General features: G+C 67.4%; 13 protein-coding genes. 7 read left to right on the plus strand and 6 right to left on the minus strand.

Translation table 11 applies throughout. The annotated features are described in order from the left end of the window. Positions 1–41: 41 nt before the first annotated feature. Entirely contained in the window at positions 42–479 is a 438-nt protein-coding gene (gene lysM, locus ACI766_RS28045) for a peptidoglycan-binding protein LysM (protein ID WP_003096210.1), read from the minus strand. Between the two features lie 173 nt (positions 480–652). Between lysM and ACI766_RS28050 the strand changes: the two genes are divergently transcribed. The 5 genes from ACI766_RS28050 to ACI766_RS28070 all read left to right on the plus strand — a co-directional run bounded on the left by ACI766_RS28050 (position 653) and on the right by ACI766_RS28070 (position 6,129). After that, complete coding sequence (locus tag ACI766_RS28050) at positions 653–1,534, plus strand: LysR family transcriptional regulator (RefSeq protein ID WP_003100042.1); 882 nt, start codon at positions 653–655, stop codon at positions 1,532–1,534. Positions 1,535–1,630: 96 nt separating this feature from the next. Next, entirely contained in the window at positions 1,631–2,470 is an 840-nt protein-coding gene (gene fdhD, locus ACI766_RS28055; protein WP_003100044.1) for a formate dehydrogenase accessory sulfurtransferase FdhD, read from the plus strand. A gap of 7 nt (positions 2,471–2,477) precedes the next feature. Continuing rightward, the gene (locus ACI766_RS28060; RefSeq protein WP_003118023.1) at positions 2,478–4,799 is read left to right on the plus strand and encodes an FdhF/YdeP family oxidoreductase; all 2,322 of its coding nucleotides are present in this window, start codon (positions 2,478–2,480) and stop codon (positions 4,797–4,799) included. 308 nt (positions 4,800–5,107) lie between these two features. Continuing rightward, a complete protein-coding gene (locus tag ACI766_RS28065) occupies positions 5,108–5,623 on the plus strand; it encodes a hypothetical protein (RefSeq protein WP_003100049.1) in 516 nt (171 codons plus the stop codon). A 98-nt stretch (positions 5,624–5,721) separates the two neighbouring features. After that, the gene (locus ACI766_RS28070; protein ID WP_003100051.1) at positions 5,722–6,129 is read left to right on the plus strand and encodes a glycine zipper domain-containing protein; all 408 of its coding nucleotides are present in this window, start codon (positions 5,722–5,724) and stop codon (positions 6,127–6,129) included. Between the two features lie 68 nt (positions 6,130–6,197). Here the strand turns inward: ACI766_RS28070 and ACI766_RS28075 are convergent, their stop codons facing one another. Then, positions 6,198–6,413: a carbon storage regulator gene (locus ACI766_RS28075; protein ID WP_003096222.1), complete on the minus strand. Its 216-nt coding sequence runs from the start codon at positions 6,411–6,413 to the stop codon at positions 6,198–6,200. 224 nt (positions 6,414–6,637) lie between these two features. On the opposite strand from ACI766_RS28075, the gene ACI766_RS28080 reads away from it, so the two are divergent. After that, positions 6,638–7,195, plus strand: coding sequence for a chorismate mutase (locus ACI766_RS28080; protein ID WP_023122413.1), 558 nt, complete (start codon positions 6,638–6,640; stop codon positions 7,193–7,195). Here the strand turns inward: ACI766_RS28080 and ACI766_RS28085 are convergent. Genes ACI766_RS28085 through ACI766_RS28100 form a run of 4 tightly spaced genes read right to left on the minus strand, consistent with a single transcriptional unit; the run spans position 7,177 to position 11,860 of the window. Beyond that, positions 7,177–7,620 (minus strand): acyl-CoA thioesterase, encoded by a 444-nt coding sequence (locus tag ACI766_RS28085; RefSeq protein ID WP_016254019.1) that lies wholly within the window; start codon positions 7,618–7,620, stop codon positions 7,177–7,179. The two genes, ACI766_RS28080 and ACI766_RS28085, sit on opposite strands and share 19 nt — an antisense overlap. Before the next feature lie 22 nt (positions 7,621–7,642). Continuing rightward, complete coding sequence (locus tag ACI766_RS28090; protein WP_023108868.1) at positions 7,643–8,806, minus strand: iron-containing alcohol dehydrogenase; 1,164 nt, start codon at positions 8,804–8,806, stop codon at positions 7,643–7,645. A 26-nt stretch (positions 8,807–8,832) separates the two neighbouring features. After that, positions 8,833–10,623, minus strand: a complete 1,791-nt coding sequence (locus ACI766_RS28095; protein WP_003118026.1) for an acyl-CoA dehydrogenase C-terminal domain-containing protein — start codon at positions 10,621–10,623, stop codon at positions 8,833–8,835. 1 nt (position 10,624) lies between these two features. Continuing rightward, complete coding sequence (locus ACI766_RS28100) at positions 10,625–11,860, minus strand: 3-hydroxyacyl-CoA dehydrogenase (RefSeq protein WP_087823884.1); 1,236 nt, start codon at positions 11,858–11,860, stop codon at positions 10,625–10,627. Positions 11,861–12,002: 142 nt separating this feature from the next. Between ACI766_RS28100 and ACI766_RS28105 the strand changes: the two genes are divergently transcribed. Further along, complete coding sequence (locus tag ACI766_RS28105) at positions 12,003–12,911, plus strand: LysR family transcriptional regulator (protein ID WP_003096239.1); 909 nt, start codon at positions 12,003–12,005, stop codon at positions 12,909–12,911. The last annotated feature ends 3 nt before the right edge of the window (positions 12,912–12,914 follow it).

Consider the following 12,914-nt stretch of genomic DNA (forward strand, 5'->3'; position numbering starts at 1 on the left):
GAAAACCCCGCCACGCGGGCGGGGTTGGCGAAACGCCGGGATCACTCGGGAATGCGCAGGACCTGGCCGGGGTAGATCTTGTCCGGATGGCTGAGCATCGGCTTGTTGGCCTCGAAGATCTTCATGTAGGCGTTGGCATTGCCGTATTCGGCCTTGGCGATGGCGCTCAGGGTGTCGCCTTTCTTCACGGTGACGAAGCGCGCCTCCGGAGCGGCCTGGGCCACGGTGATCTTGTCTTCCACCGAGGAGACGCCGGCGACGTTGCCCAGCGCCAGCAGGATCTTCTCTTTCTCCTCCTGGCTGGCCACCTCGCCCGAGGCGATGACCTTGTCGCCTTCCACCGAAACCTGGATGTTCGGGTTGCCCAGGCCGACCTTGGCGACGTGCTCCTTCAGCGACTCGGCCGCCTGTGCCTCATGCCCCGTCAGCGTATCCCACAGCTTTTCACCGGCTTCCTTCACGAACGCGAAAATACCCATCTTTGGTTCTCCCTTTACGGTTACGGTTGCAAGCGGCCGGCGCAATCCCGATCCGCGACTAGCCAAGTCTAGACTGCAAAAACCGGCGAAATATCCCCAGGCTCCTTCGTCACCCCATAACACTGCGCCCATTCGCGTTAAGATTCGGCGACACCCCCGCCACGGAAGCGCCGATGGACATCAAGCAACTGAAATTCCTCTGCGCCCTCGACGAAACCCGCCACTTCGGCCAGGCCGCCGCGCGCTGCCACGTCACCCAGCCGACCCTGTCCATGCGCCTGCGCAGCCTGGAGGAAGAACTCGGCCTGGAACTGGTGCGACGCAGCCAGCGCTTCGAAGGCTTCACCGAGGCCGGCGAGCGCGTACTGGCCTGGGCACGCAGCCTGCTGGCGGCCCAGGAAGGGCTGTACGCGGAAGCCGCCGCCTGCCGCGGGCAACTGGTCGGGACCCTGCGCCTGGGCGTGGTGCCGCTGGCCAGCTTCGACCCGATGCGCCTGGTCCAGCACATGGCCGGGCGCCACCCGGAGTTGCGTTTCCAGCTCTATTCCCTGAGTTCGGAACAGGTACTCGAAGGCCTGGCGCGCAACCAGTTCGATCTCGGCGTCTCTTATCTGGACCGTCTGGACCGCAGCCATTTCGAGGGCATCGAACTGGCGGAGACCCGCATGGGCCTGCTCCATCACCCCAGCCATTTCCCGCTCGACGCCGCGCTGCTGAACTGGGAAGCGCTGGCTGGCCTGCCGCTAGGCCTGCTCTCGGCGGGCATGCACTTCCGCCAATCCATCGACCACAACTTCCGCAGCCGCGGGTTGAGCCCCATCGCGCGCCTGGAAACCGACTCGGTACAGCAACTGCTGCAGGCGGTGCAGCGCGGCTTGTGCTGCGCGATCATGCCGCTGGGCAGCGAAGTCGACGGCGAGTTGCGCCTGATCCCCATCGAGGACGCCCATACCCTGGCAGCGCTCGGTCTGATCATCCGCAGCGGACAGCCGCGCTCGGCGCTGGCCGAAGCCTGTTTCGAGGAAGCCCGGAACTGGTTGGCGCCGCAGTCTTGATAGATCACGTCGATCAGCGCATCGGCACAACCGATTAGACGCTGCCCCGCGTCAGGCCTAGGCTGGTGCCACACCTAGAACGATAGGGCCCAGCCCATGCCTTGCCAGCCTGCATGCCCGGTATCCGCGGATACCTGGGCGCCTTCCGCCGTTCCCGACGATTACCGCTACGCCGACCTGCACCTGCCGCAGCAGGTCGGCCAGGCCTCCCTTGCCGCCGAGTGTGCCGTGGCGATCAGCTACAACGGACTGAACCAGGCGGTGATGATGGCCTCGCCCGAGGACATCGAGGATTTCGTCCGCGGTTTCAGCCTCAGCAGCGGCTTCGTGGAGTCCATCGACGACATCTATGAAATCCGCGTCAGCGGCCAGGGCGAATCCCTCCACGCCGAGGTCGAAATCAGCAGCCGCGCGTTCTGGAACCTCAAGCGCCAACGCCGGCAACTGGCCGGCACTTCCGGCTGCGGCCTGTGCGGCGTCGAAGCCCTGGAGCAGGCCCTGCCGCAACTGCCGGAACGGTCGCCGCAGGCGCTGCCTCCCGCCGCCCATCTCGGCGCCCTGCGCCAGCGTATCGAGCAGGCCCAGCGACTGGCGCGCCATAGCGGCGCCCTGCATGCCGCGCTGTATTTCGACGGGCATGGCGAGCTGCGCCTGTGTCGCGAGGACATCGGCCGCCACAACGCCCTCGACAAGCTGATCGGCGCCCTGCACCGCCAAGGCCTCGACGCCGCGCGCGGTTTCGCCGTGGTCACCAGCCGCTGCAGCCTGGAGCTTATCCACAAGGCCGTACGTGCCGGGATCGGCACCCTGGTCAGCCTCTCCGCCCCCACCGCCCTGACCGTGCAATGGGCGCGCCGCCACCAACTGAACCTGATCCACCAGCCCCATCACAACGCCCCGCGGGTCTACAGCCCGGCGCCGGCCGCAACCGAGTGAGTCCGCCATGAGCCTGCAACCTCTCCAACCCCGCTACAAGCCCTATGCCGGCGCCGCCGCCGGCTGGGGCGCGCTGCGCAGCGTGGCGCACTTCTGGCTGGACAGCAAACAGCCGTTCAAGAACCTCCGCGCCCTGCTCAAGACCAACCAGAACGGCGGTTTCGACTGCCCCGGCTGCGCCTGGGGCGACTCGCCGGAAGACGGCCGGGTGAAGTTCTGCGAGAACGGTGCCAAGGCAGTCAACTGGGAAGCCACCAAGCGCCGCGTCGACGCGGCGTTCTTCGCCCGCTACAGCGTCAGCGCCCTGCGCGAACAGAGCGACTACTGGCTGGAATACCAGGGCCGCCTCACCGGACCGATGCGCTACGACCCGCTCAGCGACCACTACCAGCCGATCACCTGGGACGCCGCCTTCGCCCTGGTCGCCGAGCACCTGCGACGCCTGGATAGCCCCGACCAGGCGGAGTTCTATACCTCCGGGCGGGCCAGCAACGAGGCGGCCTACCTCTACCAGTTGTTCGTCCGCGCGTTCGGCACAAACAACTTCCCCGACTGCTCGAACATGTGCCACGAAGCCAGCGGCGTGGCACTGGGCCGCAGCGTCGGGGTCGGCAAGGGCAGCGTGACCTTCGACGACTTCGAACACGCCGACGCGATCTTCATCCTTGGGCAGAACCCCGGCACCAACCACCCGCGCATGCTCGAGCCGCTGCGCGAGGCAGTGAAGCGCGGTGCCCAGGTGGTCTGCTTCAACCCTCTCAAGGAGCGCGGCCTGGAGCGCTTCCAGCACCCGCAGAACGCGCTGGAAATGCTGACCAACGGGTCCTCGCCGCTGAACACCGCGTTCTTCCGTCCGGCACTGGGCGGCGACATGGCGGCGATCCGCGGGATCGCCAAGTTCCTCCTCGCCTGGGAGCGCGAAGCCCAGGCCGAGGGTAGCGAGCCGGTATTCGACCACGCCTTCATCGCCGAGCACACCGACGGCCTCGAGGCCTACCTGGCCGAACTGGATGCCACCCCCTGGGAACACCTGGAGCGCCAGTCCGGGCTGGGCCTGGCGGAAATCGAGCAGGCTGCGCGGATGTACCGGCGGGCGAACAGGGTCATCGTCTGCTGGGCGATGGGCATCACCCAGCACCACCATTCGGTGGCGATCATCCAGGAAATCGTCAACCTGCAACTCCTGCGCGGCAACCTGGGCCGCCCGGGCGCCGGTCTCTGCCCGGTCCGCGGCCACAGCAACGTTCAGGGTGACCGCACCATGGGCATCAACGAGCGGCCGCCGGCGGCGCTGCTCGACGCACTGGAACGGCGCTTCGGCTTCGAAGTGCCACGCCACAACGGGCACAACGCCGTCGAGGCGATCGCCGCGATGCTCGCCGGCAAGTCGAAGGTCTTCATCGGCCTGGGCGGCAATTTCGCCCAGGCCACCCCGGACAGTCCGCGCACCCACGCCGCCCTGGCGTCATGCGACCTGACCGTGCACATCAGCACCAAGCTCAACCGCAGCCACCTGACCACCGGCCGCGACGCACTGATCCTGCCCTGCCTGGGGCGCACCGACATCGACCGCCAGGCCGAAGGCCCGCAGGCGGTCACGGTGGAAGACTCGTTCAGCATGATCCACGCATCCTACGGGCAACTGGAGCCGCTCTCGCAGCAGATGCGTTCGGAGCCGGCGATCATCGCCGGCATCGCCAAGGCAACCCTGGGCAACCATCCGGTGGACTGGGACGCGCTGATCGCCAACTACGAGCGCATCCGCGAGCTGATCGCCGACACCATCCCCGGTTTCGCCGACTTCAACCGCCGCGTCCGCCATCCCGGTGGCTTCTACCTCGGCAACTCCGCCGGCGAACGACGCTGGAACACCGCCAGCGGCAAGGCCAACTTCGTCGCCAACCCGCTGCCCCGCGACCTGTTGCCGGCACAGGTGCGCGACAGCGGCCTCGAACCCGACCTGATCCTGCAGACCCTGCGCTCCCATGACCAGTACAACACCACCATCTACGGCCTGGACGATCGCTATCGCGGAGTGAAGGGCCAGCGCGAAGTGGTATTCGCCAACGAGGCGGATATCCGCCGCCTGGGCTACCAGCCGGGCGACAAGGTCGACCTGGTCTCGCTGTGGAGCGATGGCATCGAACGCCGGGTACGCCGCTTCACCCTGCTCGCCTTCGACATCCCGGCCGGCCAGGCAGCCGCCTACTACCCGGAAACCAATCCCCTGGTGCCGCTGGAGAGCGTCGGCGTCGGCAGCCATACGCCGACTTCGAAGTTCATCGCGGTACGCCTGGAAAAGGCCACGGGCGACGGGCGCATTATCTGAAGCCCACGAAAAACGCCGCCTCCTGCAACAGGAGGCGGCGTCTTAAGGAAAAGTCGATGAAAGGCCTTGAAGGCAGGCCGCTCGTCGGCGTTAGAATGGCCAGCATCCCGCCAGCAAAAATACCGATTTCGACCCTGAAATCGCGCTTCACATTCGGTCTACGACCGCCTCTACTTAAGAAAGTTCCCCATACAAAACAAGCACTTGGAATATTTCGAATTTGCTCTACCAATCGTCGGCTGGCGCTTGTCAGCGGTTTGGGCCAACCCCAGCATCGCAGCCGTCATCCCCACAGAGAGAAACTCTCTATGAAGTATTCCTCGATACTCCTGTTGTCCCTGAGTCTGGTCGGTAGTACCGCCTTCGCAGGCGACGACACCCGCGCGGCCATCGGCGGCGCCTTGGGCGGGGTGTTGGGTTCGGTCGTCGGCGATGCGGTCGGCGGCAGCACTGGCGCCGCGATCGGTAGTGGCATCGGTGGCGCTGCGGGCGGTGCAGTCGGCGCCGGACGCGGCAACAAGACCGAAGCGGCGATCGGCGGCGGCCTCGGTGCCGCAGGCGGCAACGTCATCGGCCGGCAGATCGGTGGCAGCACCGGTGGCCTGATCGGCGCGGCCCTCGGCGGCGCCGGCGGCGGCGCGCTGGGCAACCATTATGGCGACGGCAACCGCCGCTACGACGACGATGACGACTACCGCGACCGTCGCTACTACCGCCGCGCCGGCTATCGCGATGGCTATTACCGGCATGACAACGGCCATCACTATGGCCAGTACAAGAAGTGGAAGCGCCACAAGCATCATCGTCGCTACTACGACGACTGAACCCGCCGCTCCCTACGAGGCAAAGGCCGGGCCGGATGGTCCGGCCTTTGTGCGAACGACCGTATTTCCCTCCCGATTGAAACGATGAGGCACGCACGATGCGTAAATCTCTCCTGGTAATCGCGTTCGGCCTGCTGAGCGCACAAGCCGCGCTCGCCGGCGATTCCACCAAGACCGCGGTGGGCGGCGGCGTAGGCGGTGCCCTGGGCAACGTCGTGGGCGGCGCCATCGGCGGTAGCACCGGTGCGGCCATAGGCGCCGGCCTGGGTGGCGCGGCCGGCGGCGCGATGACCGCCAAGGACGGGCGCAAGACCGAAGCCGCCCTGGGTGGCGGGCTCGGCGCGGCCGGCGGTTCGGTGATCGGCAACAAGCTGGGCGGCAGCACCGGCGCGACCATAGGTGCAGGCCTCGGCGGCGCAGCGGGTGGCGCGGTCGGTAACAACCTGGGCAAGGACAACGACAGCGGTCACCGCGGCAAGAAACACCGCAAGCACAAGCATCGTTGATCGGCATGCTTGCCGAAGCTGATGTGTAAAAGCCCCGCGAACGCGGGGCTTTTACTTTCTACCGTTCGTCAGCCTTTCGGTGCCGTTTTCAACTCGTCGCGAACGATCAGGACGCCACGCGGCGCCTCGATTCCGACCCGGGCCTGGTTGCCGATGATATCGGTGACCAGGATCCGGATGCCGCCTTCGCGCAATTGCCGAATCAGTTCCTCCGCCGGGTAGTCGGCCTTGAGGGACAGGGTGATGCCTTCGCCTTCTCGGCGGGAGAGTATCAGGAAACCCATGTTCCGCGTCCTTGCCAGTCATAGCAGGGGCAAACCGGCCCCTTTGGTGAATGAAATGGTGTGGAGGGATGGTCACAGAACATTGCTCCAGCGTCGAGACTGCAAACGTTCAATCAGAAATGTCCCATCCAGCGCTTCCTGTTCGCCTCACGCCATGTCATGGATTGTCGCACCGGGCTCGCTTTGCTAGCGTGCCGGACATCAATTCCATCCGAGATTTCCAGATGCGCCCGTCGTTCGCCAGTTGGGGCCTGCTTGCCCTCCTGCTCCTGCAAGGCCCGTTGCTCCAGGCCCAGCCGCTGTCACCGGCTCTCCAGCAACTGTTGAGCCTGAGCAGCCAGCGTTTGCAACTAGCCGATCAGGTAGCCCAGAGCAAGGCCCAGTCGGGCAAGGCGGTACAGGACAGCCCGCGGGAAGAACAACAGTTGCAGATGCTCGCCGGACAAGCCGGGAGCCACGGGGTCGGCGCCGAGCAGGTGCGCCTGCTGTTCGCCGCGCAGATCGAGGCGAACAAGCTGGTCCAGTACCGCCTGCTCAGCCGGCCGCTACCGGACGCTGGCCAGGCGGTCGACCTGGAGCGCATCCGCAGCCGCCTCAATCAGCTCAACCTGGAGCTGCTGCGCGGCTACGCCCCGGCGCTCGCCGAACTGCGCGTCGACGACTGCCGGCCGAGGCTCAACCAGGCGCTGCAACGGCAGGTACGCGTCGATCGCCTGAACGAGCTGCACGCCATCGCCCTGTCACGGGCGGCGGGCGATCTCTGTCACTGGGCCGCGCTCTGAAGCGCGGCCAGCGCATCGCGTAGTTCCTGCGGAATGGCCACCGGGCGGCTGCTTCGGCGCTCCACGAAGACATGCACGAAACGCCCGGCCGCGCAGGCCTCCCGCTGCCCTTCGAGGAACAAGGCCAATTCGTACTGCACCGAGCTGTTGCCCAGGCGCGCCACCCGCAGGCCCATCTCGATCCGCTGGGGGAAGGCCACCGGCGCGAAATAGTCGCAGCTGGAACTGACCACCAGGCCGATCACTTCGCCGCCCTGGATATCCAGGCCGCCGCGCTCGATCAGGTAGGTATTCACCGCCGTGTCGAAGAACGCATAGTAGGTCACGTTGTTCACGTGTCCGTAGATGTCGTTGTCGTGCCAGCGCGTGGTGATCGGCTGGAAATGAAGGTACTGCTCGCGCAGCGGTCGCAGGGCGGTCGCCATGCCCGGTCCTCGTAGAAGGGATTCAGTATGCCGCGCGATAGATCGCCAGGGCATCCGCCTCGCCGACCTCGCGCGGGTTGTTGACCAGCAGACGCTGCTGGAGCATCGCGTCGGCGGCCAGGCGCGGCAGCATCGCCTCGTCCACCCCGGCGTCGCGCAAGCGGCTCGGCAGGCCGTTGCGCGGACTGAGCTGGGCCAGTTCGTCGATCAGCTGCACGGTAAGCGCGTCGCGATCGCCCGGACGCAAGCGGTCGCCCAGCAGCAGCGGCGCCAGCTCGGCATAGAGTCCAGCGGCAGCGGGAGCGTTGAAACGGATCACCTCCGGTAGCACCAGCGCATTGCTCAGGCCGTGGGGAATGTGGAAATGCCCTCCCAGCGGATAGGCCAGGGCATGCACCGCCGCCACCGGCGCATTGGCGAAGGCCTGCCCGGCCAGGCAGGCGCCCAGCAGCATGGCCTGGCGCGCCTCGCGGTCGCCGCCGTCGCCTACCGCGCGTTCCAGGTTGGCCGCCAGCAGGCGCAACGCCTCCCGCGCCAGCAGGTCGGACAGCGGGTTCTTCTTCAGTTTGCTGGTATAGCTCTCGATCGCATGCACCATCGCGTCGATACCGGTCGCCGCGGTGACCGCCGGCGGCAAGCCGAGGGTCAGGTCGGCGTCGAGCAGCGCCAGGTCGGGCAGCAAGTGGGGCGAGACCACGCCCATCTTGGTGGTCTCGCCGGTGGTGACGATGGCGATCGGCGTCACCTCGGAGCCGGTCCCGGCGGTGGTCGGCACCTGGATCAGCGGCAGGCGCGGCCCGCGTGCGTTGCCGACCCCGAAGACCTCGCCGAGCCCCTGCCCTGCTTCTGGGTGGGCGAGCAGCGCGACCAGCTTGGCTACGTCCATGGAGCTGCCGCCGCCGAAACCGACCACCAGCTCGGCAGCCATGCCCCGCGCCCGCCCGAGCGCGGCCTCGACCACCGACTCGGGCGGATCGGCGAGCACCTGGTCGTACACCTCGACGGCCAGGCCCAGGCGCGGGAAGCCGGGCAGGATCGCATCCAGCAAGCCGAGCCGGGTGATCCCCGGATCGGTCACGATCAACACGCGGCGCGCCCTTCGCTCGCGGCAGAGTTCCGCCAGGCGGATGGCGGAGCCGACCTCGCAGAGGATCTGCGCGGTAGTGGCGAAACTGAAAGCTTGCATATCGGTCTCCTTGGGCGAGACGCCCGTCAGAACGAGAAATGCTCCTCGGGCAGGGCCATCAGGCAGTCGGCGCCACCGAGCAAGGCTTCGCGGTGCATGCTCGCCCGCGGCAGGATGCGCCGCAGGTAGAAATCGGCGCTGCGCAGCTTGGCCCGATAGAAATCGCCCTCGCCGGAGCCGCCGTCCAGCGCTTCCTGGGCTCGTGCCGCGGCTTGCAACCAGAGGGCCGCGAGCAATACGTAGGCGCTGTACTGGAGGAAGTCCACCGAAGTGGCGCCGATCTCCTGGGGATCGCGGGCGCAGGCCTCGAGTACCTGGCCGGTGAGCTGCCGCCACTCCTCCAGGCGTTGCAGCACCGGCTCAGCCAGTGGCGCCAGCGCAGCACGCCCTTGCAGCGCCTCGCTGGCCACCGCCAGTTCGCCTTGCAGCGCCAGCAGTTCGCCGCCCTGGTCGCCGAGCAGCTTGCGGCGGACCAGATCGAGCGCCTGGATGCCATTGGTGCCTTCGTATATCTGGGTGATGCGACTGTCGCGCATCAACTGCTCCATGCCCCATTCGCGGATGAAACCGTGACCGCCATAGACCTGTACGCCGAGGCTGGCGACTTCCTGGCCGACATCGGTAAGGAAGGCCTTGACGATGGGGATCAGCAGCGCTGCACGGCGCGTCGCCGCGCGCCGGCCGTCGGCATCCGGATGGCCGTGTTCCAGGTCGAGCTGGCGTGCGCAGCAGGCCGCCAGCATGCGGCAGCCTTCGACCAGGGTCTTCTGGGTCAGCAGCATGCGCCGCACGTCGGGGTGCACGATGATCGGGTCGGCGACCTTGTCCGGTGCCTGCGGGCCGACCAGGGCGCGCGACTGCAGGCGTTCGCGGGCGTAGCCGAGGGCGCCCTGGAAGGCCCGTTCGGCGATACCCAGGCCCTGCAGGCCGACCTGGAAGCGCGCGTCGTTCATCATCGTGAACATGCAGGCCAGGCCCTGGTTCGCCTGGCCCAGCAGCCAGCCCCTGGCGCCGTCGAAGTTCATCACGCAGGTGGAGGCGCCCTTGATCCCCATCTTGTGCTCGATGGCGCCGCACCCCAGGCTGTTGCGCTCGCCCAGGGAGCCATCGGGATTGGCGACGAACTTCGGCACCAGGAACAGACTGATGCCCTTCACCCCGGCCGGCGCGTCCGCCAGGCGCGCCAGCACCAGGTGGACGATGTTCTCGGTGAGGTCCTGCTCGCCACCGCTGATGAAGATCTTGCTGCCGCTGATCGCGTAGCTGCCGTCGGCCTGCGCCTCGGCGCGGGTGCGCAGGAGGGCGAGGTCGGTGCCGGCCTGGGGTTCGGTCAGGCACATGGTGCCGGCCCATTCGCCGCTCACCAGCTTGCCCAGGTAGTCGCGCCGCAACGCCTCGTCGCCATGCTTGTACAGGGCCAGCACGGCGCCCTCGGTCAGCCCCGAATAGACGCGGAAGGACAGGCTGGCGGCCATCAGCATCTCGTGGAAGCACGCGGAGACCATCTGCGGGAAGCCCTGGCCGCCGTACTCGGTGGGTCCGGTCATGCTCGCCCAGCCGTTCTCGCTGTACTGCCGGTAGGCTTCGCGAAAGCCGGTGGGGGTGGTCACCACGCCGTCCTTCAGCTTCGCGCCTTCCTCGTCGCTGTTGCGATTGAGCGGCGCCACCACCTGGCCGGTGTAGCGCGCGCCTTCCTCGAGCACGCCGTCGATCAGTTCGCGATCGATGCCGTTGCCCAGCAGTTCGCAATGCGCGCCGACATCGAACAGTTCATGGAGAACGAAGCGCATGTCGCGCAAGGGGGCCTGGTAATCCATCTCAGCGCGCCTCCTGCAGGTCGGCGAAGGCTCCGCCCTCGGCGGCCAGGCGCTCGACCAGGGACGCCGGCTTCCAGCGTGCGCCGTGGCGCTGTTCGAGGAAACGCAAGCGTTGCAGCAGCTCGGCCGCGCCGAGGCGATCGGCCCAGGCCATGGGACCGCCCTCCGCGGCGGGGAAGCCGTAGCCGTTCAGGTAGACAGTGTCGATGTCGGCACTACGGGCGGCGATACCCTCGTCGAGGATCTTCGCGCCCTCGTTGACCAGCGCCAGCAGGCAACGCTCGAGGATTTCCTCGTCGGCGAAATCGCGCCGCGGGTAGCCCAGCGTTTCGGCAACCCAGAGCACCAGGGCATCCACCTCGGTATCGTGCTCCGCCTGGCGGCTACCCGGCGCGTAGCGGTAGTAGCCGGCACCGCTCTTCTGGCCGAAGCGGCCCATCTCGCAAAGGCGGTTGTCCACCTGCACGGCCGGCTGGTCCTGGCCGACCCCGGCCAACTCGCGGGCGCGCCACTCAAGGTCGATACCGACCACGTCGTACATGCGGAACGGCCCCATGGCGAAACCGAACGCCTGGAGAGCCCGGTCCACCTGGTACGGCAGGGCGCCTTCCAGCAGCATCAGGCGGGCCTCGGTGGCGTAGGGTTCGAGCATGCGGTTGCCGATGAAGCCGTGGCAGTTGCCGGCCACCACGCTGACCTTGCCCATCCGCTCGCCCAGCGCCAGGGCCGCCTCCAGCACCGCCGGCGCGGTCTGCGCGCCGCGCACGATCTCCAGCAGCCGCATGATGTGCGCCGGGCTGAAGAAGTGCAGGCCGAGCACCTGACCCGGACGCGCGGTGACCGCGGCGATGGCGTCGATGTCCAGGTAGGAGGTATTGCTGGCCAGCACCGCGGAGGGCTTCAGCGCCGCGTCCAGCTCGCGGAAGATCGATTGCTTGAGTTCCAGGTTCTCGTAGACCGCCTCGATCACCAGGTCCGCCTCGCGCATCGCGGCGAGGTGCTGGACCGGCGTGATGCGGGCGCGGCGCGCGGCCGCTTCCTCTTCGCCGATGCGCCCCTGACGCACGTTGTGCGCGTAGGTGTCGGCCACGGCGCCGAGCGCCTGGTTGAGCATCTGCGGGTTGCTGTCCAGCCACTGCACGTCGAGACCGGCGTTGGCCAGGCACATGACGATACCGCGACCCATGGTGCCGGCGCCGATCACCGCGGCCTGGCGGAAGGAAAAGTTCTGGCTCATGGTCTTGTCCTCGTTGTAGCGAGCGCAGGAGGAACGGTGGACGAAACCTGGGGCAGTCCGACCGCACAAAAAGCGACCACTACCTTAGGGGAAGGTCGTACTATTTTTGAAATTTAGTCTTGTGATAGCTGGAATTCAGGCAGTGAATATCCAAACCTTCGACCTCAACCTGCTACGCGTCCTTGACGCGCTGCTGCGCGAACGCAACGTCTCGCGCGCGGCGGAGCGCCTGGCGCTGAGCCAGCCGGCAGTGAGCAATGCGCTGAACCGCCTGCGCGAGCTGCTCGACGACCCGCTGCTGGTCCGCGCCGGTCGTGCGATGCAGCCGACGCCCCGGGCGCTGGCGCTGGAAGCGCCGATCCGCGCGGCGCTGCGGCAGATCGAACAGAGCCTGGGCGACGGCGAGGGCTTCGATCCGGGGCGCAGCCGGCAGCGCTTCACCGTAGCGGTGACCGACTACGTCGAACTGATCTGCATGCCCGCCCTGATGCGCCGCCTGAGTGAGCGGGCGCCGGGAATCTCCATCGCCATCCAGCACCTGACCCCGACCTTGCCGGCCGAGGCGCTGGACAAAGGCGAACTGGACCTGGTGCTAGGCCGCTTCGAAAACGTCCCGGCGCGCTTCCAGCGCCGCCATTGGGCCAGCGAGACCCTGCAACTGGTCGCCCGGCGTCAGCACCCGCTGCTGGCGCAGGCTCCCGACCTGGCCACCTTCCTGGAGCTGCAGCACCTGTGGGTGCACGGCGGGCAGACCAAGGGGATGGTCGACCAGTGGCTGGGCAGCCAGGGGCTCAAGCGGCAAGTGGCCTACACCACGCCGAACTACCTGCAGGCAGCGCACATCGCCGCGTACAGCGACCTGGTCGGCGTCCTGCCGCGACAACTGGCGCACTACTTCGAACGATTGCTGCCCCTGCAATCGTTCGACCTGCCGTTCGACCTCGGCCCGTTCCACCTGGAACTGGTGTTTCTGGCCCAGCGCGAACGCGACATCGCCCTGCAATGGCTGGTCGAACAGATCCGCCAGGTCGGGGCCGCCGGACCGGACTAGGGG

This window comes from Pseudomonas sp. DL (assembly GCF_047199225.1).
GTDB classification, from domain to species: Bacteria; Pseudomonadota; Gammaproteobacteria; order Pseudomonadales; family Pseudomonadaceae; genus Pseudomonas; species Pseudomonas aeruginosa.

Bases quoted from the DNA above. Each gene is read 5' to 3' on its own strand.
- lysM (WP_003096210.1), bottom strand. From the start codon at position 479: ATGGGTATTTTCGCGTTCGTGAAGGAAGCCGGTGAAAAGCTGTGGGAT.
- ACI766_RS28050 (WP_003100042.1), top strand. From the start codon at position 653: ATGGACATCAAGCAACTGAAATTCCTCTGCGCCCTCGACGAAACCCGC.
- fdhD (WP_003100044.1), top strand. From the start codon at position 1,631: ATGCCTTGCCAGCCTGCATGCCCGGTATCCGCGGATACCTGGGCGCCT.
- ACI766_RS28060 (WP_003118023.1), top strand. From the start codon at position 2,478: ATGAGCCTGCAACCTCTCCAACCCCGCTACAAGCCCTATGCCGGCGCC.
- ACI766_RS28065 (WP_003100049.1), top strand. From the start codon at position 5,108: ATGAAGTATTCCTCGATACTCCTGTTGTCCCTGAGTCTGGTCGGTAGT.
- ACI766_RS28070 (WP_003100051.1), top strand. From the start codon at position 5,722: ATGCGTAAATCTCTCCTGGTAATCGCGTTCGGCCTGCTGAGCGCACAA.
- ACI766_RS28075 (WP_003096222.1), bottom strand. From the start codon at position 6,413: ATGGGTTTCCTGATACTCTCCCGCCGAGAAGGCGAAGGCATCACCCTG.
- ACI766_RS28080 (WP_023122413.1), top strand. From the start codon at position 6,638: ATGCGCCCGTCGTTCGCCAGTTGGGGCCTGCTTGCCCTCCTGCTCCTG.
- ACI766_RS28085 (WP_016254019.1), bottom strand. From the start codon at position 7,620: ATGGCGACCGCCCTGCGACCGCTGCGCGAGCAGTACCTTCATTTCCAG.
- ACI766_RS28090 (WP_023108868.1), bottom strand. From the start codon at position 8,806: ATGCAAGCTTTCAGTTTCGCCACTACCGCGCAGATCCTCTGCGAGGTC.
- ACI766_RS28095 (WP_003118026.1), bottom strand. From the start codon at position 10,623: ATGGATTACCAGGCCCCCTTGCGCGACATGCGCTTCGTTCTCCATGAA.
- ACI766_RS28100 (WP_087823884.1), bottom strand. From the start codon at position 11,860: ATGAGCCAGAACTTTTCCTTCCGCCAGGCCGCGGTGATCGGCGCCGGC.